This window comes from Neobacillus niacini, from assembly GCF_000759675.1.
Classification (GTDB): domain Bacteria; phylum Bacillota; class Bacilli; order Bacillales; family Cytobacillaceae; genus Neobacillus; species Neobacillus niacini_A.
This window is the reverse complement of the sequence record NZ_BAWM01000152.1, coordinates 521519-546506: the sequence shown is the minus strand read 5'-3', so window position 1 is coordinate 546506 and position 24988 is coordinate 521519. Positions and strand designations below refer to the sequence as shown.

The window sequence follows — 24988 nt, the reverse complement described above, 5'->3', positions numbered from 1 at the left end:
TAAACGTGGAGGAGCCGTATGCGATGACCCGCACGTACGGAACTGTGAGAGGCGCATGAATTTTTCATGCGCCTACTCTATTTGCCTGAATCCAGCTCCAGCACCCAGCGACTAGTACTTCGCTCTCTTCCCTACGATAAGTCAACATCGAAACGCTGTCGCTCTTCGTGTTTCCTTTATCTCAGTCAGAGGGCTCCAGTCCATACGTCGCTAAACAGGGCGCTTGCGCTTTTTGTTTTACCAAGAACCCCAAGTTTTATATCCTGGTGAACCTGGAGGTGCATTTTGAATCATATCGATAAACGGAATGGTGTAAGCGAATAGAATTAGGGCTGCAGTGATACCAAGCCATAATTTCCAGTTTTCAAATATCATTGGTGCCTTTTCTTCCAAATTCTCTGCTTCACCTACAGGGAATTCTTCTTCTCCTTTAGGTGCAAAGAATGCAAGGTTAACAAAGATGATGATAATTAGAATGATTCCAAGGAATAGAATGGATCCGCCAACTGCTTGTGCAATTTGGTAAGGAATCCATTCAGCAGCTTGTGCTGAATCTCCATAAGTTGAGAAGGCAGAACGTCTTGGACCGCCAAGTAGTCCTTGAAAGTGCATAGCACCTGACATAAAGGCCATTCCTATAAACCAAACCCAAGCTTGAATAATACCTAATTTGTTCATTGCCTTTGTTAATTTACGTCCAGTTAAATGTGGAACCAACCAGTAAGAGATTCCAAAGAAAGTAAGGACAACAGAGGTTGCAGCAGTTAAATGGAAGTGTCCTGTTACCCAAATCGTATTATGAACTACTTGGTTCATCTGGTTTGAAGCGTTGATGATACCGCCTGCTCCAGCAGGGATAAAACTTGCCATTCCAATAAATGGAACGGTAAAACGAGCATCATTCCAAGGTAAAACCTTGAACCAGCCAAAAAGTCCAGTTGCTCCTTTAGAGCGGCCATATCTCTCAAAGGTTGCGAACAAAGAAAACGCCGTCATCAATGATGGAATGATAACCATAAACGTTAGAACTACCTGTAAAAACTTCCACGCTGGATCAATACCAGGCTCGGTTAATTGATGGTGGAAACCAACTGGGATGGAAAATAGCAAAAACAGAATAAACGATAAACGTGCTAAAGAATCTGAGAAAATTTTTCCGCCAATAATTTTTGGAACGATAGCATACCAGCACATATAGGCTGGAAGTAACCAGAAATACACGAGCGGATGTCCGAAATACCAGAACAATGTACGGCTGACTAATACATCAACAGTATCTACTATGCCAAGTGACCAAGGCAGTAACTGGAATAAAACGGTCGACGCTACACCTAATGTTGCTACAATCCAAAGTACTGTATTAATGACAGCCATGAAGCTTAAAAGTGGGCTAGGTTTACCTGGGTTTTCCTTACGCCATTTTGCATAGGTCATAATTTGGGCTGCTCCGTCAAGCCAGCTGCCAACCACAACAAATGTCATACCTAAGTAAAAAATCCAATGAGCTTTTAATGGTGCATAGAACGTATAAAGAACAGATGCTTCTTTAAGTAAAACCATGGTTGCAGCCATGATGGTTCCAACAGTCATGACCCAAAAGCCAATCCAGGCAATCCGGCGTGCTGCTGGAGAATGGGTACCTGCTGTACGACTGACAGCAGCATACTGGAATCCCATAATAAAGAATGTTGTTAAAACAAGACCCATTAAAACACCATGTACGGTTAATATTTGATAGTAATCAATACCCCATGGAAGCTCGAATTTACCAGAGCGGACAAGGGTTTGTAGTAATCCCATCAGACCGCCTAAAGCTAGAGCAATAAAGGCAACATAAAAGTGTGCCATCGCAAGCTTTCCATCACGTGGATCAACTTTTAATTTTGTTGTTTGGCTAATCATTATTTAACCACCTTTATCTTAGAACTCATTAAGTGGTGACCAGTACCACAGTACTCGTTACAAACCACTAAATATTCGCCTTCTTTATCGAACGTTGTGACAATCTCGTTTACATAACCCGGTTCAAGCATCATATTGATATTCGTACCAGCTACTTGAAAACCATGGATAACGTCTTTTGTTGTAGCAATAACTTTTACTTTCGCCCCAAGTGGAACTTCCACTTCGCCAGGATTGTAAAAGAAGGCAGAAGCCACATACACTAATTCATAGTCCCATTCTTTTCCTTCAACCTTGTTTAAACCAGGCTTATCAAATGGAGCCTGAGTATCAACCTTTTTAGGATCAATAGTAGTTAAGCAGCTAGGCGGCTTGTTACCTAAGTAAAAAGCGCTTACACCCACAACTGATAAGAAAACCACTAGTGCGCCTATACCGAAAATAAGCCAAATTTTTTCAAACTTATGCATATGCATGGTTTTTTCCCCTTTCCCTCTTTAAAAACGGTCTAAAAATAAGAAGTAGACACTTGCCCATGTGACAACTAAAAAGATCCCCAAAAAGAAAACGGACGCTAAAGTCCCTTTAAGAGAAGAGCTGTCTTCAATTTCTGTTTTTTTGTTTGTTTTCAGTTCCGCTTTCGCCATCCCCCAAGACTCCCTTCAGAAAATTTAATTAAATAATAAGTTCTCTTTCATAATACAAAACAATTTTGAAGAAAAAATAACAAATTTGAGAGTTCACAAATTGTTCATTCCTTAGGTAACTACTATGTTAATGTTAAAAAACTGATATAACAGTGATTTATATCACAATAATAGCGGCCGAGTTGTGACTAAAATGTGAACTATCACTTAATACCTGTGATAAAAGTAATTGAATAAGTCTGTTATGAAGTGAAAAGCTTGTTTTTACAACATTTGTCACAATTTTGGGATTTTTTAATAGAATGAATTAAATGTGTCAGAATTTCCAGAAGCGAGCGTGTTATTGATGGAAAAATATTATTGTGAACCATGCCGTCTCCTCTATGACCAAATCGAATATTGTAAAATCTGTGGGTCCTTGGCTGATAAAAAGATAAAGATTGAGGTTCAAGCCCAATCAGAAAAACAGTGAAGGGTGTTTATTAGGAGAAAGATTAAGTTGAAATTGGAAATGTTTTCGTAATGATTAGTTTCAAAATCCACGTTATAATCAAAGAGCACAACAACAACCTTCAAAACGTTGGCTTCCCTCTTGCAGGGAAGCTTTTTTTATACATACATCTCCTATTTTTGGTAAAAATACCATTATCTACATTGAAGGAGAATGAACAAATGCCAACGATTCTTTCAGTAGCAGAAGCTGTACCGGACTTTGAAATAAAACAAGAGCAAGCCATCGACTTTGCGAGAGAACTTTTTTCAGAACGGTTTAAGGATATTGAAAGGCTGCTTAAAGCCTTTCAAAACGGGCAAATTGAAAAAAGACACATCGTAAAAGATATTGGTTGGTATAAAGAGGACCGTTCATTTGCAGATAAAAACAATGCCTATATTGAATCTGCAGTGACACTAGGTAAGCAGGCGATTGAGAACTGCCTTAATAATGAAGCATTTTTGAAAAGAGAAATTCATTGTGAAGAAATCGATGCCATTTTCTATATCTCAACCACGGGTATGGCAACTCCCAGTATCGAGGCAAGAATCATGAACCTATTGCCATTCCGGGAGCACACCAAAAGAATTCCCATTTGGGGTCTTGGCTGTGCAGGAGGTGCTGCTGGATTATCGAGGGCATTTGAATATTGCACTGCCTGTCCAGATGCCAAGGTATTAGTGCTTTCAGTAGAACTCTGCAGTTTAACCTTTCAAAGGAATGACTTTTCAAAAAGCAACTTAATTGGGACCTCACTTTTTGCTGATGGCGTTGCCTGTGCATTGATTTGTGGAAATGAAATAAACATTGAGGAATTAAGTGCTAAAAAGACTGCTCCAGCCATTATTAATACTCAATCGACGTTAATGCCGGATTCCTTAGATGTAATGGGCTGGGATATAAGGGATCAAGGGCTATTCGTGGTATTCTCCAGAGATATCCCCAATATTATTGAGGAGTGGCTAAAACCTAATGTAAGTAAATTTTTAACACAAAATGGACTTGAGCTGGCTGAGATTGACCATTTCATTGCGCATCCTGGCGGGAAAAAGGTAATTGAAGCTTACATCAGATCATTAGGAATACCACCAGCGATGACTGATATTTCACTTGATGTGTTAAAGCAGTATGGAAACATGTCGTCGGCAACAATCCTATATGTCCTTAGACGATTTATGGAATTAGGTGGGGAAGCGGGGTCTTATGGACTTTGCACCGCGCTAGGTCCTGGATTTAGTTCAGAATTGCTTTTACTGAAATGGGGTAAATGATGATTCCTTTTTTTATATTTATTTCAGTTTTGATTATTCAACGTTTACTTGAGTTAGTGATTGCTCGAAGAAATGAAAAGTGGATGAAAAAACAGGGCGCGATAGAATTTGGTATGAAGCATTATCAATTTATCGTGTTGATGCATTCTTTGTTTTTTATTGTTTTATTTTTTGAGAAAATTATCTTTTCTCGTGAGTTATCATCTTTCTGGCCATTGTTAGCAGCTGTGTTTGTTAGTGCTCAGCTGATTAGAGTTTGGGCGATTTCTTCGCTTGGTCGTTATTGGAATACAAAAATCATTGTTTTACCAAATGTTGAAGTCGTCAGAAAAGGACCATACCGTATTATCAAACATCCCAACTATTTAGTTGTTTCCATTGAACTTCTTGTTGTTCCGTTGTTTTTTGGTGCATACATCACCGCATGCTTGTTTACGTTATTAAATGTACTTATGCTGTCAATCCGCATCCCCGCAGAGGAAAAAGCGTTGCGGGAGCTCACTGAATATGAAGGAAGCTTTGGAGGTTGTAATCGGTTTGTGCCAAAATTGTTAAATAAATATGACAAATAACTTATGGATATTGAAAATGATTATCAGCTGTGATATCCTATTTTTAAAGTAGAATGATATTCATTCTCATTTCATTTGAGCGGATAGGAAGGTGTAACTTATGGCTTTTGCATTTGTAGGTGGAACGGTAATCATATACGCATTTGTCATGAAGCACGTCTTAAAAAATGTAACACGGTAAGTGAATATTACATTAAGCCAAGGAGAATTCCTTGGCTTTTTCTTTTTGTGTGGAATTTGAGTGACCGAAGAGCATTTTTGTAAGGCATATGGGTCAATGCAGGAAGTCTGGAGTGACCGAAAAGCATGCAAAAAAGGCATATGTGTCAATGCAGGAAGTCTGGAGTGACCGAAAAGCATGTAAAAAAGGCATATGGGTCAATGCAGGAAGTCTGGAGTGACCGAAAAGCATGCAAAAAAGGCATATGGGTCAATGCAGGAAGTCTGGAGTGACCGAAAAGCATGTAAAAAAGGCATATGGGTCACTGCAGATAGTCTGGAGTGACCGAAAAGCATGTAGAAAAGGCAATTGGGTCAATGCAGGTAGTCTGGAGTGACCGAAAAGCATGTAGAAAAGGCAATTGGGTCAATGCAGATAGTCTGGAGTGACCGAAAAGCATGTAAAAAAGGCATATGGGTCACTCCAGCAGATCTATAAATCTATTCTTTTATAATATAGTACGTAAAATGCCTAGTCCCTATTGTCTTATAGTGTTTTTTTAGTATTCTCCTAAGCTGTTTCCTAGATTCAATTACCTTGCACCACTCAAACACCAAATTGGTGGTGATTTTTTTATTTGGAAAGAGAAGCTGAAGTTCCCTCACACACCGCAATATCCCATCCTCTACCTTTTCCACACAACCACATGCACGACAGATTAACTTAGTCTCCGCAGCAATAACCGACAAAGAAAAACACGATACACAGCTTGGTCCTTTTTTCAAATGCTCATAGTTATAAGGTGGTAATCGAGTATAGGGGGAAAATGTTTTATGCTCCTTCGTTAAATACTCTGCTAGTTTATAATGGTTGTAATTTAGTATAGAAGGTTTCGAATTTAATTCCTCAAAAAAACGTGTTAGCTGTGTGGGATATATAATAGGCTTTTCCAATGGTGCTTGATAGAGGGTGAACGCTGGATTGACAAAGAAGACATTTGATTTTATGGGGAGCGGATATCTTTTCTTATGGAGCTTTTGACGGAGTAATGTGTCACTCCTTTTTATTTGATCTAGCGGATTCTGAATTTCAGTATCATTCATTGCATAGAACTGATCGGACTTATAATAATAATCCCCCTCGTAATTTTTCACTTCACATGGGAAGAAAATCTCTTGGCTAATGATAGAAGTATCTATTTGAAAATTTGTAGAGTTCGTCTCCATCCGCAAATCATTCAATATCAGAAACTTGTTAGCATCAAGTCTCTCAGTTAATTGATCAAATATCACCTCACCTTTGTAACCTTTTTCAAGGTACAAATAGATTTTTTTCTCTTTGCTGGGTAAAACCATTCGATTGTTCAAGGATCTAAATAGCTTCAATTCATCTGACTCGGTACGCTCCTTAAATGCCATTTTCCACATCCTTTTCATGTATTACTTCAATAGTACCTTAGCCCGAAAGTAACTGTATGAACATTATGTTAACAATTTTAGTTTTCACGATAGGAAAAGTTTGAATTATCGTATAAAATATAAAATATTACAAAGTTGTGAACAAGGGGAAGAAATCATGGTGCAAACGGCTAATAAACAAGAAACCATTATATCACTTAAATATAAGATCCTTTCTTTTTATGAATATCTTATTAAACAGGGTGATACAGAAAATGCAGAAAAAACAAAGCAACTAGCAAAAAAACTGCAGAATAGAGAGTTTATGATTGCTTTTTGCGGTCACTTTTCAGCAGGGAAATCAACGATGATTAACAAAGTGGTCGGCGAGAATTTGCTGCCATCGAGCCCGATTCCCACCAGTGCAAACCTCGTTAAGGTTAAATCAGGTGAGGAATATGCGAAGGTTTTTTTCAAAAATGAAAAGCCTCGGGTGTATTTAGCACCATATGATTATGAATTAGTGAAAAATTACTGCAAGGATGGCGACCAAATCGAGGAAATCGAAATCAGCCATGCAGACTCCCAGTTGCCTGCTAATACCGTTATTATGGATACACCTGGTATCGATTCTGCTGATGATGCACACAAGGTTGCAACGGAATCGGCGATTCACCTTGCAGACCTAGTTTTATATGTGATGGATTATAACCACGTCCAAGCAGAGCTGAATTTTTTATTCACAAAAGAGTTAACGGAAGCAGGAAAAGAAGTTTATCTCGTTATAAACCAGGTGGATAAGCATAAAGAAGAGGAGCTGTCGTTCCGCCAATTTCAAGAAAGTGTCAAAGATTCCTTTGCTGCGTGGGGTGTTAAGCCAGCACGAATTTTTTATACTTCATTAAAGTTCCAAGATCATAAACTAAATGAATTTAATGAATTAAAAACATTCATTGCAGAGAAATTGCAGAATAAGGATCAACTTCTACAGCAATCGATTTTTCATTCACTGAAAAAGATAGCCCAAGACCATCTAGACCAAGAACGCAATAAAAGAGAAGATGAACTTCAGCCTATTTTTGAGGTGCTAAATGAGCTGCCTGAGGAAGAAAAACAGCAGTTAACAAAAACTTATCAAACCCTCAGCGCAAACCTTCAGACTCTTGAAAAAGGGGTTGAGGAAACTGAAAAGGAAATAGATAAAGAAATAGCAAAGATATTGAACAATGCTTATTTGATGCCATTTCAAACAAGAGAATTAGCGGAGGCTTTTCTTGAGGCAGCACAGCCGGAGTTTAAGGTAGGTTTTCTTTTTTCAAAACAAAAAACTCAAGAAGAAAAGAATGCACGCCTTGATAGACTTTACCAGGACCTACTTGAAAAAACGAAGTCACAGCTTGAATGGCATTTGCGTGAATATCTAATTGCAATCCTAAAGAACAATAGTCTTGATGACCAGGATCTGCTAATAAAAGCACAATCATTTTCTATCGAAGTTCCGATAGATTTGATTGTTCAAACGGTTAAACAAGGGGCAAGGTTATCTGGTGAATATGTGCTTCATTACACAGAGGACTTGGCGAATGGAATCAAAAAAATAGCAAGGGAGGGTATTTTAGATTTTAAAAATGCTCTGCTGCCAGTATTAGAAGCAAAAACAAAAAAATTAACAGACATGTATCAAGAAGAGTTCCAAAATATTGAACAATATGTTAATGCACTATCTGAAAAAACAAATTTTGAAAAAGAAACAGCAATAAAAGAAGCAACCGTAGGTACGTTGTTAAATGAATCAGTTGAAACCCAAAACGACGATTACTCGCTATTTCAGCAAGAGGAGGAAGAAGCTGAAGTTATATATGGTCATGCTCTTCCGGAGACAGAAGTCGTTCAGAAGAATAAGCCTCTCTCAGCAGTAACCAAGGTAGAAACAAGTGTTACCAAGAAAAACGAAACGGAAAAAGCAAGAAGTCATTTACAAGGTATGGTTGCTCGCTTAGGTCAATCTGCAAAGCTTATTAACAACCTGCCAGGTTTTCAAAAGCTAGCAATGGAATTAGAAGACAAAGCAGACCGATTGGCTCACAAAGGATTTACGGTTGCATTATTTGGTGCATTCAGTGCGGGTAAATCTTCGTTTGCCAATGCACTCATGGGGGAAAAGGTCCTGCCTGTATCTCCTAATCCAACAACTGCGGCCATTAATAAAATCAAACCTGTAACGGATCAATATCAGCATGGGACGGTGCTAGTGAAATTTAAGGAAGAAAACGCCATGCTCGAGGATGTAAACCGATCATTGAAGTTATTTGACCTGCAAAGTCCTACTTTAGAAGCTGCATCGAAAGAAATTGATAAGGTAATGCTCGAAATGGGTCAGGAAGGTGTAGCTGAAAAGACACACTATGCATTTTTACAAGCATTTAAAAAGGGCTTCCTCCTGCACGGAAAACAGCTCGGAACAATCTTGGAGACAGACTTAAATGAATTTGCTGATTTCGTGGCGCTGGAAGAAAAGTCGTGTTTTGTGGAATGGATTGAGCTTTACTATGATTGTGAACTGACTCGTAAAGGGATTACGCTCGTTGATACACCAGGGGCGGATTCGATTAATGCCCGTCATACAGGAGTAGCTTTCGATTATATTAAGAATTCGGATGCCATTTTGTTTGTTACGTATTATAATCATGCTTTTTCTAAAGCGGATCGGGAGTTTTTAATCCAGCTTGGTCGGGTAAAGGAATCATTCCAGCTTGATAAAATGTTCTTTATTATTAACGCGATTGACTTAGCAGAGAATGAGGAAGAAAAGGATACCGTTACGGACTATGTAACTGAGCAATTAATAAAATATGGGATCCGGAAACCACACCTCTATCCATTATCTAGTTTGTTAGTCCTAAAGGAAAAATTAGAGCCAAAAACAGATACAAAGTCGGGAATGGGGAATTTTGAAGGGGATTTCTATCATTTTATTTCAAATGATTTAACGGAAATGGCGCTCACATCTGCGGGTAATGAATTAAATCGTGTCCAGGAGTTAGTCGCTAAACTAATTCAAAATTCTAAAGAAGACCAATCCGTAAAGGACAAAAAACGCACTGAAATAGAAGAACAAAAAGCCATGATTAAAGCTTTACTGGAAAAGCAAACACCAGATGGATTACAAAAACGAATGACCCAAGAGGGAGAAGAACTTCTTTACTATATTAAACAAAGAGTATTCCTCCGATTTGGCGACTTTTTTAAAGAAGCCTTTAATCCTGCAACCTTAAGAGATGACGGAAGAAATTTAAAGAAGGCGTTGCAATCATCATTGGATGAACTTTTAGAAAGTCTAGGCTTCGATTTCGCTCAGGAGCTGCGAGCAACAACAGTCAGACTGGATTCTTTTGCAGGAAAAGTGTTAGCCGACAATCATACAGCCCTTACACGCAGTATGAAGGAAATAAATAAGGACTTGTCATTTTCAACTTTTGAGATAAAACATGAAGGCGAGATAGAGTTTCCTTTAGCTTTCAGCCATCTAAATAAACAGCTGTTTACAAAAGCACTGTCTTATTTTAAAAATCCAAAGTCCTTTTTTGAAAAAAATGAAAAGAAGCTAATGAGTGATGAGCTATATAATGTTTTAAATGGACCTGCAGATGATTATCTGAAATCTGAAGGTGAAAACTTAGCTGCATTTTACTCCGGTATTTTGGGTGACCAATTTGAGAAATTAATATCCCAACTAGAAGAGCAGGCAGAAGATTTTTATTTGAGCCTTCTTACCGCATTAGATGGGGGAATATCGATCGAGAAATTACAAGAAGTTTATCAAAAGTTGGAAGAGTCTAAGTATTAATTCACTGGGGGATTTCTATGAATTATATTATCGACAAAGAATGGCTGTTAAAAAAATTACATGAACAGAATGTCCGTATTGTGGATTGCTCTTTTTCGTTAGCAGAACCTAAAAAAGGCAGACAGGGATATGATCAAAATCATATTCCTGGAGCCATATATTTTGATCTTGAAAAAGATTTATCTGGCGAAGTTGGTGAACATGGCGGTCGACACCCATTGCCAAACATCGAAGAGTTTATTTATAAACTTGAAACAGCAGGGATTGATGAAATTACAACTGTAATTGCCTACGATCAAGGCGAAGGTGCATTTGCTGCAAGGTTTTGGTGGCTGCTCCAATATCTTGGCCATGAAAAAGTGTATGTTTTGGATGGAGGGTTTAAAAGCTGGCGTGAAGGAAACTCCCCTGTAACATCAGAGGTGCCTACTTTTAAGAAAACCACCTTTAAGCCCAACATGAATCATGACCTGCTCGCAAGTATGGAAGATGTACGAGCAGTAGCGGGTGAACAGGATTCCGATACAATCTTAATTGATTCACGGGAAGAAAGAAGATATTTAGGATTAGAGGAACCGATTGATAAAAAAGCTGGACGAATCCCTGGTGCGATTAATAAGCCATGGTTTGAAGGGCTAGATAGTGGCTATTATAAGCATGCAGAAATGCAAAAACAACGTTTTTCAGACTTCAATCCTGAAAACGAAATCATTGTTTATTGTGGTTCAGGTGTTACAGCTGCACCGAATTTTCTGGCATTAAAGGCAGCTGGGTTTGAAAAGGTAAAACTTTACTTGGGAAGTTTTAGCGATTGGATTTCCTATCAAGAAAACGAGATAGAGTAATTTTTTATGCTATAATAGAATCCTTGTTGTTTTTAATTGATATACCTAGCTCCAGCGCCTAGGGGCTCGGGGTCATAAGCTTGTCTAGTTGCGGCTCCTTGGGACTCGAGTCATAAGCCACCCCCTGAAGAAGGCAAAAAGCGCCTTCTTGCAGGGTTCGTCTTATGCCTTCGTCCCAGGACAGTCGCCTTCACATTTCAGACAATCCGCCAAGAAGGTTAAAGAGCAACCTTCTCGCCGCTCGTCTTATGCCTGTCGCCCCGAGGAAAAAATGAACTGCTTTTTTCCCTGTTCAAGGCGCTTCCGCTTTTAATTTAGGAGGTCTATACTTTGGAAAATCAAAAACCTTCACTTATGCTAGTTGATGGAATGGCGCTGTTATTTCGTGCTTTTTATGCAACGGCTGTAACAGGTCAGTTTATGATAAATTCAAAAGGAATTCCGACGAATGGAATTCACGGATTCATTAAACATTTATTTACTGCAGTATCTTCCTTTAAGCCATCGCATGTAGCGGTTTGCTGGGATATGGGCAGTAAAACGTTCAGATCAGAGTTATTTGATGCATATAAAGGGAATCGCGGTGAAGCACCAGTCGAATTAATCCCTCAATTTGATTTAGTAAAAGAAGTAGTTGCCGCTTTTGACATCCCTAACATTGGTTTAGCGGGCTATGAAGCAGATGACTGTATTGGAACCATTGCGTATCAAGCTAGAGAGCATGCACATGTTTCGATACTAACGGGTGACCAAGATATCCTTCAGCTTCTGGATGAAAGTATCTCGGTAATCTTATTGAAAAAAGGCTATGGGAACTACCTTGTTCATACCCCTGATACTTTCTTTGAAGAAAAAGGGATTAAACCGCGGCAAATGATAGATTTAAAAGCATTAATGGGTGACCCAAGTGACAATTATCCTGGAGTTAAGGGAATTGGTGAGAAAACTGCTCTTAAGCTTTTAAAGGAATTTGAGCATGTTGAGGGGATTATTTCAAATCTCGATCGTCTTTCAAAGTCACATAAAACAAAAATTGAACAGGATTTAGAAATGCTCCATTTATCACGAATGCTTGCGGAAATTAAATGTGACGTTCCTGTAACATGTGATCTTGAAGAGGCTGGACTTAAGATTGAAAAGGAAAAAGCATTAAATAAATTAATGGAACTAGAACTTCGTGGCTTACAGCGTCTTCTGCCGCTTGAATCATCGTTTGTTTCCTAAAATCCGAGGCTGTCTCAACAAGGGGCGGCCTCCCTCCAAATAATTTGCCTATTGAATGGCGGGGCTTTTCTAATAAAATTACGAGAAATTGGTTCAGCAGCTAAGGTAAATTAGAAAAATAGGCTTTCATTTGGTTGGATAGAATATATCGGTGACTGTGGAGAAAAAATAACCATGGATAATACTTTTTAATAGGATTATCGCTAAAATGCAATTATAATATGAATGATGATAGGAAATAGACTAAAAAATAGGGGAGCCGGTGTTGCCGGTTGAGAGGTTATCCATGAGATAATGACCCTTTGAACCTGATCTGGTTAACACCAGCGGAGGGAACATATTTAACAAAACGATTTTTGTTAGTGTGCGCCCATGCTTAAAACTAGGGCGCTTTTTCATATTAAAAAACGTCCTTTTAAGTAAAAAACGTGAAAATGTTATCCAAGCCTATTTCTGCAAATTACTTAATAGAGGATGATAAAAGTGAAAGTGAAGACATGGATTAGTTTGTTACTAGCTGTCTTGTTAATTGCAGGCTGTGGTACAAATAATAAGGAAAATTCACAGGGAAGTGAGCAAGAAGATAAAAAAAGCCTTGAAAAAGTTACGGTTGTATTAGATTGGACACCAAACACGAACCATACAGGGTTATATGTTGCGAAGGAAAAAGGTTATTTTAAAGAAGAAGGCCTAGATGTCAATATTATTATGCCGGGTGAAGCAGGTGCTGACCAATTAGTTGCATCCGGAAAATCACAATTTGGGGTTGGCTATCAAGAAGGTGTAACACAGGCTCGGATTCAAGGTGTCCCTCTTGTATCAATTGCGGCTGTAATTCAGCATAATACATCTGGATTCGCCTCTCCTGCAGGTAAAAACATAATTACGCCAAAGGATTTTGCGGGTAAAACATATGGCGGATGGGGATCTCCTGCAGAAAAATCTGTAATTGATTCATTAATGAAAACAGAAAATGCCGATGTTGAGAAGGTGAAAATTATCAATATTGGAGACACGGATTTCTTTACCGCGGTTAAAAAAGATATTGATTTCGCCTGGATTTATTATGGGTGGACCGGAGTTGAGGCAGAGCTGCGCGGTGAGAAAATAAACATGGTATATTTAACCGACTACTCAGAAAAACTAGATTATTACACGCCTGTATTAACAACAAATGAAAAAATGATTGCAGAAAATCCTGACACGGTAAAAGCATTTGTAAAAGCAGCTGCTAAAGGGTATGAATTTGCTATCGAAAACCCAGGTGATGCAGCAGATATTTTATTAAAAGCAGCGCCAGATTTAGATCCAGAGCTTGTGAAAAAGAGTCAAGAATGGTTAGCGCCTAAATATCAGGATGATGCACCTCGCTGGGGTGAACAAAAGCTTGAGGTTTGGGAGAACTATGCTTCCTGGATGTATGAAAATGGATTGCTAGAAGAAGAATTAGAAGCTAAAAAAGCTTTTACGAATGAGTTCTTACCTGAATAGGAGGGGTTATTATGGCAAATGCACTAGTCAGTATACAAATCATCCCGAAGCCGTCTGATGGTGGGGATGTGATTCCATATGTGGACGAAGCAATTCGAGTGATCGATGAATCCGGGGTCAAATATGAGGTACATCCGTTAGAGACGACAATGGAAGGGGAGTTATCCCATTTGTTTTCAATCATTGAAAAAATGAACGAACGGATGATGGAAATGGGCAGTAAAAATGTGATTTCTCAAATTAAAGTACTTTACCAGCCATCAGGTATTACGTTGGAAACCCTAACGGAAAAATATCGATGAACTATTTAATTAGAAAAGGATGGAGACCGATAGCGGTTCTCCTTCTTTTGTTCATTTTATGGGAAATCATTGTAAAGATAACGAAAGTACCTGATTGGCTCTTACCGGCACCTACAATGATAATAAATGAGATTATTTCAGGTTGGACGTCGTTTTATCCAGATTTAGTCTCAACAGCGAAAATTGCGGTCGAGGGGTTTTTGGTAGGGACAACAGTTGGATTGGTTGTTGCTGTCTCGCTGCATTTGGTCCCATGGATCCGTGACTCAGTGTACCCTTTGCTTATTTTATCACAAAATGTTCCGATTATTGTCCTCGCTCCCCTGCTCGTCATATGGTTTGGATTTGGATTATTACCTAAAATTATTGTAATTACCCTTACCTGTTTTTTTCCTATAACTGTAGCAGCTTTAGATGGTTTTAAACAAGTTCCGTATGCCCATAAACATTATATGTTGATGGCTGGGGCTGGCAAGTCTCAAATGTTTTGGAAGCTTGAATGGCCATATGCACTTCCATCCGTTTTTTCGGGCTTAAAAATTTCAGCAACTTATAGTGTTATGGGGGCTGTAATTTCTGAATGGCTCGGAGCGGAAAAAGGAATTGGCGTTTATATGACCTTAGCATCGTCTTCATTTAGAACAGACAAGGTATTCGTTGCCATTTTATCGATCATGGTACTAAGTCTCTTATTTTTTGCAGTTATTGTTGCAGCCGAAAAGTATTTCATTCGTTGGCAAAGCAAGGGAGGTACCATGGAGTGAGTCATTTACTGGTTGATCACATTGTAAAAAATTTTGGACCAAATGAGGTTCTATCAGATTTATCTTTTTCGATTGAAAAAGAAGAGTTTGTTACCATTATCGGGCCATCTGGAAGTGGAAAAAGTACAATTTTTAACTTAATTGGCGGGATAATGACTCCTGAGAAAGGTGTCATTCAGCTTGAAGGGAATAATATTATTGGAAAACGCGGCTCGATTAGTTTTATGCCGCAAACGCCTTCACTCCTGCCTTGGCGGACAGTTTTACAAAATGTATTGCTCGGAGCTGAACTGCAGGGAAAAAAGGATCGTGATAAAGCGATCGAAATGCTTCATAAAGCTGGTCTTACTGATTATGTACATGCTCGTCCGGAAGAGCTTTCAGGCGGAATGAAGCAGCGCGTCGCGTTTATACGAGCCCTGCTAAGTCCCCAATCTCTCATTTGTCTTGATGAGCCTTTTTCGGCGCTAGATGAATTAACAAGATTAGAGATGCAAAAATGGCTTCTTTCGATTTGGGAGGACTATCGTCGGACCGTGCTGTTTGTTACTCATTCGATAGAAGAAGCATTGTTTCTATCAGATAGGATTATTGTGATATCCGCAAAGCCAACAAGAGTGGCAGCGGAATTCAAGGTCCCGTTCAAACGCCCGCGGGATGAAAGCTTGTTTTTAGATGATAAATTTCTAAAATGGAAGCGGACTGTTACTTATTCATTAAAAAACGTAGGAAGTGAAAAGGATGGGGATGCTAATAGACGCACATATCCATTTAGATCAATATGATGACATTGAAATTGCCGCGGTAGCTGAGAAGAACGAAACCATTGAAGCACTCGTTTCAGTTTCGATGAATGTGGATTCCTGTAAAAGGAATCTAGTTTTATCGGAACAATTTCCTATCGTAAAACCAGCATTTGGTTTTCATCCAGAGCAGCTTCTACCTACAGAAAAAGAACTTGATGAACTAATAAACTGGATGAGTGTTAACAAAGACAAAATGATTGCTGTAGGAGAAGTAGGGCTGCCATTTTTTATGAAGGCAGAAAATAAAGTCACAAAAAATGACTATGGCCGCTATATTGAATTACTTGAAATATTTGTGAATCTAGCGAAAAAATGGGAAAAGCCAATCTCTCTTCATGCGGTCTATTCTGATGCGCCAGTTGTTTGTGATCTTCTCGAAAAGCATTCTGTTTCTAAAGCTCATTTTCACTGGTTTAAAGGGGATCAGCTGACAACCGAGAGAATGATGGCAAACGGATACTTTGTTTCAGTTACACCGGAGGTTGCCATGGAAGAACCTGAAAACGTCACTTTAGTTCGACATTATTCGATTAATCAAATTATGGTTGAAACAGATGGCCCATGGCCCTTTGAAGGTCCATTTTCTGGAAAAAGAACACACCCCCTTATGATGAAGGAGTCGCTTAAAAAAATAGCGGAAATCAAAGGTATGAATTTTCAGGATATAAACACGCAAATTCGAAACAATACTAAAATCTTTTTTAATATATAATTAACTGGCTCTCACTTATGATGTAAAACCTGAGGCTGTCCCATAATAGGGCAGCCTCTTTCCATACAATTATTTTGTATTTTTTTTCTTAGCAGCATTTTCTAATTTGCTTTTTGGTTCCTCAGCGAACTCTGCGTCTTGACCATATCCTTGTGGATTAACCCTTGGAGCCTTTACACCGCGATTGGCATTATCGTTTTTGCTCACTTTCATTCACCTCCCATTTTTTTAGTATTTCCACTCAGAATAATAAAACTCAACTTTCTAAACAATAAAGATAAGAGGTGATAAAAATGAACAAAGGTGTTTATTTAGCCCTATTTAGTATTGGCTTAGCACAGGGCTTGAAAATCCCAATTCATTATTATAAAAAGGAAGAATGGCGCCCAGACCTCTTTTTCCAAACTGGTGGCATGCCGAGCTCCCATTCAGCAGGAGTCTCTACACTAACTACCTATATTGCTTTGCAACGCGGTCTGCCAACATTTGATTTTGCTCTATCGCTTGTTTATGGGTTGATTGTTATGTATGACGCACAGGGGATTCGACGCCAAACAGGTGAACTTACCCTTAAAGTTAATTCGATGCATGATTTAATTGAGAAAGTGGATAAAGAAGAAACCGTAGAATTTGAACAAGAATCTCCGAAAAAGTTAAAGGAAATGTTAGGACATCAGCCTGAAGAAGTAATTGGCGGTGCAATCCTTGGGGCTTTAGTCGGAATAGCTGGGCATGTTTGCACAAAAAAGAGTAGAAAATTGTCGAATTTTAAGGTAAAATTTGATAATAGATGGTTTTAGATTGCTTGGAGAGGGATGGAGAAGCCAGTGCGGACAGTTGATGAGTACTTGCATTACTTGGAAGGAAAAGGTTTTCAATTTCAAGAGGATGCAATCGGTTTTATATATTTTGGAAAACACTATACGAATGCTTCCGATGAATTGATTAATTCCGCAATAGAGATCACATTAAAAGCCCAGAAAACTTTCGATGGCAGCTTTTATGTGTCATTATTAGAAACCCTTGTTTCGAGCAAAATACAAACAAGAAATGCGGCCCTGAAGTTCGTTAAAGAACGAGAACTAGTGGCGATATAAACGAAAATCCTCCATAAAAAGGAGGATTTTGTTTTACCCTTGAAAGCTCTTGTTTTTCTTAAGAAGAGGAAATTTATTGGCTGGAAGCTCTGCGAAAATCATCCCTGCAAAAATAAGCAGGCATCCAAATAACGCACTGTACGATAAGCGTTCAGCTGCCAAATAATAACCGGCAATGGCTGCAAATACGGGCTCCATTGCGAAAATTAACGCCACCCTTGTTGCCGTAGTATATTTTTGAAAATTTGTTTGAATTAAAAATGCTAATGCGGTAGCAAACATGCTCGTGATAATTAAAGCGATCAGCACATCTTGTGAGAGCAATATTTCTGAATTAAATGATTTTCTCCAATCTTCAAAGATAAAGGAGGAAAAGATTGATAATATTGCTACCGTGGAGATTTGAATAACCGTTAACAGTAAGGTTGGATATTTGCTCGAGAATTTGCCTGTAAAAATAATATGCAGGGCAAAGCTAATCGCACAAATAAACACAAAGCCATCTCCGATATTTAATGAGGTTACGTCTGTCATCGTTAGAAGAAACAAACCAATGGTGGCTATCGAAACACCGATGACTGCATTTCTACTTGGAAACTGTTTTAACAAAAACATCGAAAACAATGGAACAAAAACTACACTTAGTCCAGTAATAAAGCCTGCTTTAGAAGTGGTCGTGTATAAAAGTCCAATCGTTTGGGTTGCGTAGCCAAGGAATAGCCAGAAACCAATAAAAACTCCGGAGGCAAGCATTTTTAAATTGAAAAAAACAAGCTGCTTTCTTTCAAAGAGAAATAGCCAAAATAAAAGCATGATTGCCGCTGATAAAAAGCGGATTCCGTTAAAGGAAAATGGTTCGAGCATGCTAATGGCATTTTGAACAAGAACAAACGTTGTACCCCAAATAAAGGTAACGAAAAGTAAGCTGATATCAGCAAAAATAGGCTTCTTCATGTTGCTTTACTCAGCCTCCAATGTGTTTTTTCGGATTGCTAGCCGAGCCAATTCATCAGCTGCTTTATTTTCAATGCTTGGAATCCACTTCATAAAAAATAAATCAAATTGTTTGGATAACTGTAATGCTTTTTCCAGCAGCGGAGCATACAATTTGTTTTTTACAAATTCCTTCTCAACAGCCTTATTAACTAATTCTGAATCAGTTCGAAAGGATACAACTGAATGAGAATAGCCTTTTTCTAAGCAGATCTCTAACGCTTTAATAAAGGCGTGATATTCTGCCTCATGATTAGACATCATGCCGAGTGGGATTGAATATTTTTCCGCTGTCCCATGCCCTTTAATAAATATTCCAGCACCGCTTGGCCCCGGGTTGCCAGCACTGGCACCATCGATATAAACTTCAATCAATGCAGACCCTCCAGTTTCATATTAATTGAAAGTTTATCATAATCTAACACAAAACGCAGGAAATAAATTTTTCCTATTTCTACTTTGTTGATATGGGTATGCTAAGATTAGAAGGTTAAACATATTGTAAGAAAATGCCAATAATAAATTCTTTCTTTTCAACTCAGAAATTTTTTATAAAGAAAGGTTGAAAATTATGAAATACAGACTTGAGTGGAATTATAAAACAGGCAGAAATGAAAAAATACAATTTACTTCTGATTGGATATCAACTGAATTGGCAATACAAGCTGGTGAAGAACTTGAAAAGCTAGGAAAAGCTAGTGACATATATTTTTATGATGAAGTAGGTACATCGTGGATTTTAAAAGAACTGAAAAAGCTTGTCACTGAAATTGAAGATGATCCTCATGAAATTACCGTTTATTTTGATGGTGGATTTCAAAAAGAAACCAACACTGCAGGACTTGGTGTAGTTATCTTTTTTAAACAAGGAAAAAAGAAATATCGAATTCGGGCGAACGAAATGTTCAATGAGATGGAAACAAATAATGAAGCAGAATATGCAGCCTTTTATTATGCGCTAACGATTTTAGAGGAATTAGGCGTTCACCATTTGCCTTGTGAATTCAAAGGAGACTCACAGGTCGTGTTAAAGCAGTTGGAGGGAGAATGGCCGTGCTATGAGGACGTACTCAATGCCTGGCTAGACAGGATTGAGGAAAAAATCAAAGCACTATCTCTCACACCAAAGTACACTCCTATTCCAAGGAATGACAATAAAGAAGCAGATAAATTAGCTACTCAGGCGTTAGAGGGGAAAGAAATATTCGCTAAGACACAAATAATTTAAGAAACGGGGTGCCGTAAACTCGTGAAAAATTCAAGCAGAAAAGAACTGTTTAATCATGTTGAATCCCTAATGGCTCAATACTGTAATGGCTGTTTTGTCCATAAACAGTTTAAACAGGAAGGCGGCAAGAGGTTTGCACATCGCTTTTGTATTTCACAATGCACAGTAGGGGAAAAGCTGCAGGAATATGGGAAAAAGCTAACATGATTAGCAGTTTCTCGACTAAGGAATTTGTTCATAAAGAATATATTACCCAAGCAGGCACCTGGGGCAAATAGAAAAAGGCTGACGATACACGCCAGCCTTTGGTTGTCATTATAGATTATAATTTTACTACGTTAGCAGCTTGTGGTCCACGGGTTCCTTCAACGATTTCGAAAGAAACTTCTTGGCCTTCTTCTAAAGATTTGAAGCCTTCTCCAGTAATAGCGCTGAAGTGTACGAATACATCGTCTCCGCCTTCAACTTCGATAAAACCGAAACCTTTTTCATTGTTGAACCATTTTACTTTACCGTTTTGCATTTTACTATTTCCTCCTAAGCCTTTCAGAACACTTTATTAAGTGCCAAAGATAAATATTATCATGTACACAAAGCTAATATATTCACTATTCAATTAATGATACATGACGCTTTAAATATACATGAATATTTTTGGGCGGTCAAGGAATGTAAGCGTATTTTTATCCAATAAAACCTATTCTCATTTAAATATTCTAAATTAATCAATCTATCGAACATAAAATTTTATCAGCCTCATATTCTTATAAAAATGGTTGATAAAGGGTGAGGAGTAATGTACCGATTTTCGATTGAGGGAGATGAATGGATTTTAAGATTCTCGCCGCAAGTCTTCATTGAAGCCGAAGAAAAACAAGTTGTCTTGATGTCATTGCTTCAAATCGGAAATGATTTATCAACTTATTCACATGGTGACGCCTTTCTAATGTTTACAAAGAAGATAGGTGCGATCGTTTTTGATGTTGAAAGGATTCCATCATTTATTTTGACCGTATCTAATATAATTCCAGAAGAAAATTGGTATATGCAGGATTCAACTTTAAAACTAATACAATAATTACTGTAAATGGGTGGTCAGAAATGATCGCTCCTTTTTATGTCACTTGTTAAAATTTTGACAAACAAATTTTAACAATTAATGAAAATGTCTGCTAAGATATGCTTGAAAGATATCCCCCTTAATTTCCCCTTTGTTACATGTACGCATCCTTTTCAAACTTTAACAATCCATTATAATACCAAACCAATAGCTTAATTGTTATTTTTTAATCCTTTACAAAATAACAATTGAAGTGGGAAAATGAATCCTGGATGCTTTAAAGGATTAGAACTATTCTTTAACATAGAAAACTGTCTAGCTCCAGCGCCTAGGTGCTCGAGACATAAGCCAATCACTTCGGAAGGCAAAAAGCACGCCTTCTGTCAGCGCTTGTCTTATGCATGTCGCACCTTAGCAAGGCGCTTCCGCTTTTCTAATAAGGAGCAATCAAAAAATGAAATTAATTATTGCTGAAAAGCCAGATCAAGGATCAACGTTGGCTTCTATATTTAAACATAAAAAACAAAGTGGTTTTATTGAAATTTTTCCTAATGAGACTTTTAGAAATGGTGCATACGTCACTTGGGCAATTGGGCATTTATGCCAGCTTGTGAATCCAGAAACGTATGAGCCAGGATGGAAGAAATGGTCGCTGGATAATCTGCCCATGATCCCTACTCAGTTCCAATATGAAGTGACGAAGGATAAAGTAAAACAATTTTCAGTTATCCAAAAGCTTTTAAATAATCCTGCGGTAACAGAAATTATTCATGCCGGCGATGCTGGGCGTGAAGGTGAATTAATTATCCGTAATATTCTTCGGATAACAGGTTGTAAAAAGCCAATGAAACGACTTTGGATATCTTCTTTAACACCTAATTCGATTCGCGAAGGTTTTAATAAATTATTAGATGAAGATTATACAAGAAATTTATATTTTGAAGCGTACACCCGCGCATGTGCGGATTGGGTAGTTGGAATGAATGCCTCACGGCTATATAGCTTACTGTTGCAGAAACAAGGATTTTCTGATGTGTTTTCAGTAGGCAGGGTACAGACACCCACATTAGCTCTTATTGTAAAAAGAGAATTAGAGATTGAGAATTTTAAGTCCGAACCCTTCTGGGAAGTGATTGCCCAGTTTAATATCGATGGCAAGAAATATAGCGGCAAGTGGCAGAATGATGGGGAAACGCGGGTAAAAACAAAAGAAATGGCAGAGAAGGTTGCAGCGTTTTGCTGTGAAAAGCCGGCAGAAGTTTCGGATGTACAATCGGAAAGAAAAGAGTTTTTCCCACCGTTACTCTATAATCTCTCTGCACTCCAGGCTGAAGCGAATAAACGATATAAATTTTCACCTAAGAAGACGCTAGATGTACTGCAAAAACTCTACCAAAAAGGGAATGTTTCATATCCCCGTTCGGACTCACGGTATGTGACGAAAGAAGAAGCGAATACTTTTCCAGAAATTCTTACTAAATTAAGTCATATAAATGGTTATGATAAATTTTTCCCACTGCCAATTGAATCACTTGTCGATAACAAGCGGTACGTAAACGAAAAGAAGGTAACGGACCATTATGCCATTATTCCTACTGAACAGATTCCCAATGTAGATAAACTAGATCCAGATGAAAAGAAACTCTACGACCTAATTGTCAAGAGTTTAATAGCTGCACATTATCAAAAAGCAATTGCCGAATATACAACGGTGACAACTTTAGTAGATGGACGGGCCGTTTTTCAATCAAAGGGAAAGGTTCAAATCGAAGAAGGCTGGCGGAAGGTAATCAACCAAAAGGAAAAAGAGGATGAACCCGCTCTCCCACAACTAGCAAAAGGGGAACAAGGTCGTACGACGAAGATAGAGGTAAAAGAGAGCCAGACACAGCCGCCAAAACGATATACCGAAGGCCAGTTAATTACGTTAATGAAGACGGCCGGTAAGCATATTGATGATAAGGAATTAGAGAAAATATTGTCCAAAACCGAAGGCTTGGGTACTGAGGCGACAAGAGCCGGAATCATAACGATGCTGAAAGACCGGAAATATATTGATGTAACAAAGAACCTAGTTTATGCGACATCGAAAGCTAGAATATTAATTGAGGCCATTGGACGGGAAATCCTGGCTTCCCCAGAAATGACAGCAAAATGGGAGCAGAAATTAAAAGAAATATCAGAGGGCTCTGCTTCTCCAAAGAATTTCATGGAACAAACCAATAAAATGGTCTACCATCTAATTTCTTCAGGAGTAGGACATTCTGCTAATTGGGTATTTTCTGAAGATGTTCGTGAAAATTTCACTCCTAGTAAGAAGATGACAAAGGGTAAAGGCAGTACGAAACTGGGCAACTGCAAAAAATGTGATGGCTCCATTGTTGATAAAGGCAGCTTTTACGGATGTTCCAACTATCAAAAAAATCAGTGTAATTTCACGATATCAAAAAAGATTCTTGGGAAAAACATAACCCAAAAGAATATTAAACTCCTTTTATCCGAAGGGAAAACGGAGTTGATTGAAGGTTTTTCGAATAAAGACAAAACCTTTAATGCTAAGCTTTTTCTAGATGAACAGGAGAAAAGGGTCAAGTTTTTATTTGACGAACAAAGTTCCAAAATAGTGACAAAGTGATAATTCAACTTGTCACTATTTTTTTTCTATAGTAAACTTTTAGGAGAGTAATTTTTTTGGAGGTACGGGATGCCAACACCGAGTATGGAAGATTATATAGAGCAAATATATATGTTAATTGAAGAAAAAGGATACGCCAGAGTTTCAGATATTGCAGAGGCACTATCTGTTCATCCCTCCTCAGTAACAAAAATGGTACAAAAGTTAGACAAAGATGAATACCTTGTTTATGAAAAATACAGAGGCTTCAGCTTAACCACAAAAGGGAATAAGATTGGAAAGCGCCTCGTATTTAGACATGATTTACTTGAACAATTTCTAAAAATCATCGGAGTAAAAGATGAAAATATATATAATGATGTTGAAGGAATCGAGCACCACTTAAGCTGGGATTCGATTGAAAGAATCGTTGACCTCGTTCAGTTTTTTCAAGAAGATGAATCTAGAATAGAGGCATTAAAAGAAATTCAAAAACAAAATGAAGCCGAATAAATCTAAAGCACCTGGGATTCCCAGGTGCTTTTTTAGAATAAATTTGGATACTGATCAAAGGTATGTTCCAGTTCAGGGCTTAGAATAAGTTTGCCATCGTGATCCTCGGTTGCTTGAACACCTTTGATGTCGCCGTTTGCAGTTTCCAATAATGCTTTTTGATAGGAGATGATTCGACCTCCTGAAGTGACAAAGCTGATAATCTCACCAAAATGATTTCGATGCAGTCCTACTACTGTTTCCACAACGTTTTCCCCCTTTGCTCGATATTCTTTCTATAATTTACGAAAAATAAACGAAAAGGGAATATAAAATTAACGGCGAATATAAATATAAAAAGAATTGGAGGTTTAATGTGAATAATTTCAAATGGGTTGATGAAGCTGAAAAACAATGGGATGAGCGAGCTGAAACATGGCATTCTAACAGCAAAGAAATGTGGGAGACTGGTAGTCGCAAAGACATTATTCCTTTTCTTACAAAGCACCTAGCTGCGGGGGCGTCAATTTGTGATCTTGGCTGTGGTGACGGATATGCCTCCTATAAATTAGCCACTAAAGGTTTTCAGGTTACTGGTGTCGACCTTTCGGAGCAAATGCTTGAAAAGGCTAGGGAACGAGCAAATGCTACCTCAGCACAATTTTTAAAAGTCGATATTTCAAGCGTACCGGTGGATTCAGATACCTTTGAAGCCATCATGGCGATTAATTCACTGGAATGGACGGAGAATCCGTTGAGTGTTTTGCTTGAGATGAAACGACTAGTTAAAAAAGATGGATTGATTTGCATTGCAATTTTAGGACCAACCGCCATGCCCCGAATTAACAGCTATCGAAGGCTTTATGGGGAAAAAGTAATCTGCAATACCATGATGCCGTGGGAGCTAGGGAAGCTTGCAGAAGAAAATGGCTTAGTCAAAGTGGATGAAATCGGAGTTTACAAGCGTGGTGCAGATAAACTGCCTCTAGAAAAACTTTCATTAGATTTGAAACAAGCTTTGACCTTTATGTGGGTTTTCATGTTTCAAAATAAAAAATAGGAAGTGCCCAA

Annotated in this window: 27 protein-coding genes and 1 riboswitch; of the genes, 18 read left to right on the top strand and 9 right to left on the bottom strand. The window is 38.2% G+C overall.

What is annotated here, in order from left to right:
* Positions 1 to 237 precede the first annotated feature (237 nt).
* From TR08_RS29140 to TR08_RS29130, 3 genes are read right to left on the bottom strand one after another with little or no spacing between them, the layout of a single operon-like run.
* Positions 238 to 1902: a b(o/a)3-type cytochrome-c oxidase subunit 1 gene (locus tag TR08_RS29140; RefSeq protein ID WP_045524241.1), complete on the bottom strand. Its 1665-nt coding sequence runs from the start codon at positions 1900 to 1902 to the stop codon at positions 238 to 240.
* Positions 1902 to 2378, bottom strand: a complete 477-nt coding sequence (locus tag TR08_RS29135) for a cytochrome c oxidase subunit II (RefSeq protein WP_045524240.1) — start codon at positions 2376 to 2378, stop codon at positions 1902 to 1904. The genes TR08_RS29140 and TR08_RS29135 overlap by 1 nt, the downstream gene beginning before the upstream one ends.
* Before the next feature lie 21 nt (positions 2379 to 2399).
* Positions 2400 to 2549, bottom strand: a complete 150-nt coding sequence (locus tag TR08_RS29130; RefSeq protein WP_045524238.1) for a cytochrome c oxidase subunit 2A — start codon at positions 2547 to 2549, stop codon at positions 2400 to 2402.
* 672 nt (positions 2550 to 3221) lie between these two features.
* Here TR08_RS29130 and TR08_RS29125 point away from each other — a divergent pair.
* Both TR08_RS29125 and TR08_RS29120 read left to right on the top strand, forming a co-directional pair.
* Entirely contained in the window at positions 3222 to 4313 is a 1092-nt protein-coding gene (locus TR08_RS29125) for a type III polyketide synthase (RefSeq protein WP_045524236.1), read from the top strand.
* 2 nt (positions 4314 to 4315) lie between these two features.
* Positions 4316 to 4885 carry an isoprenylcysteine carboxyl methyltransferase family protein gene (locus TR08_RS29120; RefSeq protein ID WP_045524330.1) on the top strand — a complete coding sequence of 190 codons (570 nt, stop codon included), beginning with the start codon at positions 4316 to 4318 and terminating at the stop codon, positions 4883 to 4885.
* 660 nt (positions 4886 to 5545) lie between these two features.
* Here the strand turns inward: TR08_RS29120 and TR08_RS29115 are convergent.
* Positions 5546 to 6463: a nuclease-related domain-containing protein gene (locus tag TR08_RS29115; protein ID WP_045524234.1), complete on the bottom strand. Its 918-nt coding sequence runs from the start codon at positions 6461 to 6463 to the stop codon at positions 5546 to 5548.
* Positions 6464 to 6620: 157 nt separating this feature from the next.
* On the opposite strand from TR08_RS29115, the gene TR08_RS29110 reads away from it, so the two are divergent.
* The 8 genes from TR08_RS29110 to TR08_RS29075 all read left to right on the top strand — a co-directional run bounded on the left by TR08_RS29110 (position 6621) and on the right by TR08_RS29075 (position 16433).
* A complete protein-coding gene (locus tag TR08_RS29110) occupies positions 6621 to 10289 on the top strand; it encodes a dynamin family protein (RefSeq protein WP_045524232.1) in 3669 nt (1222 codons plus the stop codon).
* A 17-nt stretch (positions 10290 to 10306) separates the two neighbouring features.
* Complete coding sequence (locus TR08_RS29105) at positions 10307 to 11134, top strand: sulfurtransferase (RefSeq protein ID WP_045524229.1); 828 nt, start codon at positions 10307 to 10309, stop codon at positions 11132 to 11134.
* Positions 11135 to 11464: 330 nt separating this feature from the next.
* Positions 11465 to 12358 (top strand): 5'-3' exonuclease, encoded by an 894-nt coding sequence (locus TR08_RS29100; RefSeq protein WP_152597550.1) that lies wholly within the window; start codon positions 11465 to 11467, stop codon positions 12356 to 12358.
* Positions 12359 to 12600: 242 nt separating this feature from the next.
* Positions 12601 to 12712: riboswitch (TPP riboswitch) on the top strand.
* 135 nt (positions 12713 to 12847) lie between these two features.
* Positions 12848 to 13849: an ABC transporter substrate-binding protein gene (locus tag TR08_RS29095; protein WP_045524326.1), complete on the top strand. Its 1002-nt coding sequence runs from the start codon at positions 12848 to 12850 to the stop codon at positions 13847 to 13849.
* An 11-nt stretch (positions 13850 to 13860) separates the two neighbouring features.
* The gene (locus tag TR08_RS29090; protein WP_045524227.1) at positions 13861 to 14151 is read left to right on the top strand and encodes a thiamine-binding protein; all 291 of its coding nucleotides are present in this window, start codon (positions 13861 to 13863) and stop codon (positions 14149 to 14151) included.
* On the top strand, positions 14148 to 14915 hold the full coding sequence (locus TR08_RS29085; RefSeq protein ID WP_045524225.1) for an ABC transporter permease: 768 nt from the start codon (positions 14148 to 14150) through the stop codon (positions 14913 to 14915). Before TR08_RS29090 ends, TR08_RS29085 begins: the two co-directional genes overlap by 4 nt.
* Complete coding sequence (locus TR08_RS29080; protein ID WP_045524223.1) at positions 14912 to 15700, top strand: ABC transporter ATP-binding protein; 789 nt, start codon at positions 14912 to 14914, stop codon at positions 15698 to 15700. Before TR08_RS29085 ends, TR08_RS29080 begins: the two co-directional genes overlap by 4 nt.
* On the top strand, positions 15657 to 16433 hold the full coding sequence (locus TR08_RS29075; protein WP_045524222.1) for a TatD family hydrolase: 777 nt from the start codon (positions 15657 to 15659) through the stop codon (positions 16431 to 16433). The genes TR08_RS29080 and TR08_RS29075 overlap by 44 nt, the downstream gene beginning before the upstream one ends.
* Before the next feature lie 69 nt (positions 16434 to 16502).
* Here the strand turns inward: TR08_RS29075 and sspL are convergent, their stop codons facing one another.
* Positions 16503 to 16640, bottom strand: a complete 138-nt coding sequence (gene sspL, locus TR08_RS29070) for a small, acid-soluble spore protein L (RefSeq protein WP_045524219.1) — start codon at positions 16638 to 16640, stop codon at positions 16503 to 16505.
* Positions 16641 to 16726: 86 nt separating this feature from the next.
* On the opposite strand from sspL, the gene TR08_RS29065 reads away from it, so the two are divergent.
* Positions 16727 to 17233, top strand: a complete 507-nt coding sequence (locus tag TR08_RS29065) for a divergent PAP2 family protein (protein ID WP_045524218.1) — start codon at positions 16727 to 16729, stop codon at positions 17231 to 17233.
* Positions 17234 to 17248: 15 nt separating this feature from the next.
* The gene (locus TR08_RS29060; protein WP_218895556.1) at positions 17249 to 17530 is read left to right on the top strand and encodes a DUF6123 family protein; all 282 of its coding nucleotides are present in this window, start codon (positions 17249 to 17251) and stop codon (positions 17528 to 17530) included.
* A 33-nt stretch (positions 17531 to 17563) separates the two neighbouring features.
* Here the strand turns inward: TR08_RS29060 and TR08_RS29055 are convergent, their stop codons facing one another.
* Both TR08_RS29055 and TR08_RS29050 read right to left on the bottom strand, forming a co-directional pair.
* The gene (locus TR08_RS29055) at positions 17564 to 18484 is read right to left on the bottom strand and encodes a DMT family transporter (RefSeq protein WP_045524216.1); all 921 of its coding nucleotides are present in this window, start codon (positions 18482 to 18484) and stop codon (positions 17564 to 17566) included.
* 6 nt (positions 18485 to 18490) lie between these two features.
* A complete protein-coding gene (locus TR08_RS29050; protein WP_045524214.1) occupies positions 18491 to 18898 on the bottom strand; it encodes a reverse transcriptase-like protein in 408 nt (135 codons plus the stop codon).
* Between the two features lie 196 nt (positions 18899 to 19094).
* Here TR08_RS29050 and TR08_RS29045 point away from each other — a divergent pair, with 196 nt between their 5' ends.
* Both TR08_RS29045 and TR08_RS31650 read left to right on the top strand, forming a co-directional pair.
* Positions 19095 to 19751 carry a reverse transcriptase-like protein gene (locus TR08_RS29045; RefSeq protein WP_045524212.1) on the top strand — a complete coding sequence of 219 codons (657 nt, stop codon included), beginning with the start codon at positions 19095 to 19097 and terminating at the stop codon, positions 19749 to 19751.
* A 21-nt stretch (positions 19752 to 19772) separates the two neighbouring features.
* Positions 19773 to 19958, top strand: coding sequence for a zinc-finger domain-containing protein (locus TR08_RS31650; RefSeq protein ID WP_081954696.1), 186 nt, complete (start codon positions 19773 to 19775; stop codon positions 19956 to 19958).
* Between the two features lie 115 nt (positions 19959 to 20073).
* On the opposite strand, the gene cspD is transcribed toward TR08_RS31650, so the two are convergent.
* Positions 20074 to 20274 (bottom strand): cold-shock protein CspD, encoded by a 201-nt coding sequence (gene cspD, locus TR08_RS29040; protein WP_045524210.1) that lies wholly within the window; start codon positions 20272 to 20274, stop codon positions 20074 to 20076.
* A 273-nt stretch (positions 20275 to 20547) separates the two neighbouring features.
* Between cspD and TR08_RS29035 the strand changes: the two genes are divergently transcribed.
* The 3 genes from TR08_RS29035 (at position 20548) to mntR (ending at position 23938) form a co-directional block, all read left to right on the top strand.
* On the top strand, positions 20548 to 20829 hold the full coding sequence (locus TR08_RS29035) for a hypothetical protein (protein WP_045524208.1): 282 nt from the start codon (positions 20548 to 20550) through the stop codon (positions 20827 to 20829).
* Between the two features lie 436 nt (positions 20830 to 21265).
* Entirely contained in the window at positions 21266 to 23446 is a 2181-nt protein-coding gene (locus TR08_RS29030) for a DNA topoisomerase III (protein WP_045524206.1), read from the top strand.
* A gap of 69 nt (positions 23447 to 23515) precedes the next feature.
* A complete protein-coding gene (gene mntR / locus TR08_RS29025) occupies positions 23516 to 23938 on the top strand; it encodes a transcriptional regulator MntR (RefSeq protein WP_045524204.1) in 423 nt (140 codons plus the stop codon).
* 32 nt (positions 23939 to 23970) lie between these two features.
* On the opposite strand, the gene TR08_RS29020 is transcribed toward mntR, so the two are convergent.
* Positions 23971 to 24183, bottom strand: a complete 213-nt coding sequence (locus TR08_RS29020; RefSeq protein WP_045524202.1) for a hypothetical protein — start codon at positions 24181 to 24183, stop codon at positions 23971 to 23973.
* A gap of 110 nt (positions 24184 to 24293) precedes the next feature.
* Here TR08_RS29020 and TR08_RS29015 point away from each other — a divergent pair, with 110 nt between their 5' ends.
* A complete protein-coding gene (locus TR08_RS29015; RefSeq protein ID WP_045524200.1) occupies positions 24294 to 24977 on the top strand; it encodes a class I SAM-dependent methyltransferase in 684 nt (227 codons plus the stop codon).
* The last annotated feature ends 11 nt before the right edge of the window (positions 24978 to 24988 follow it).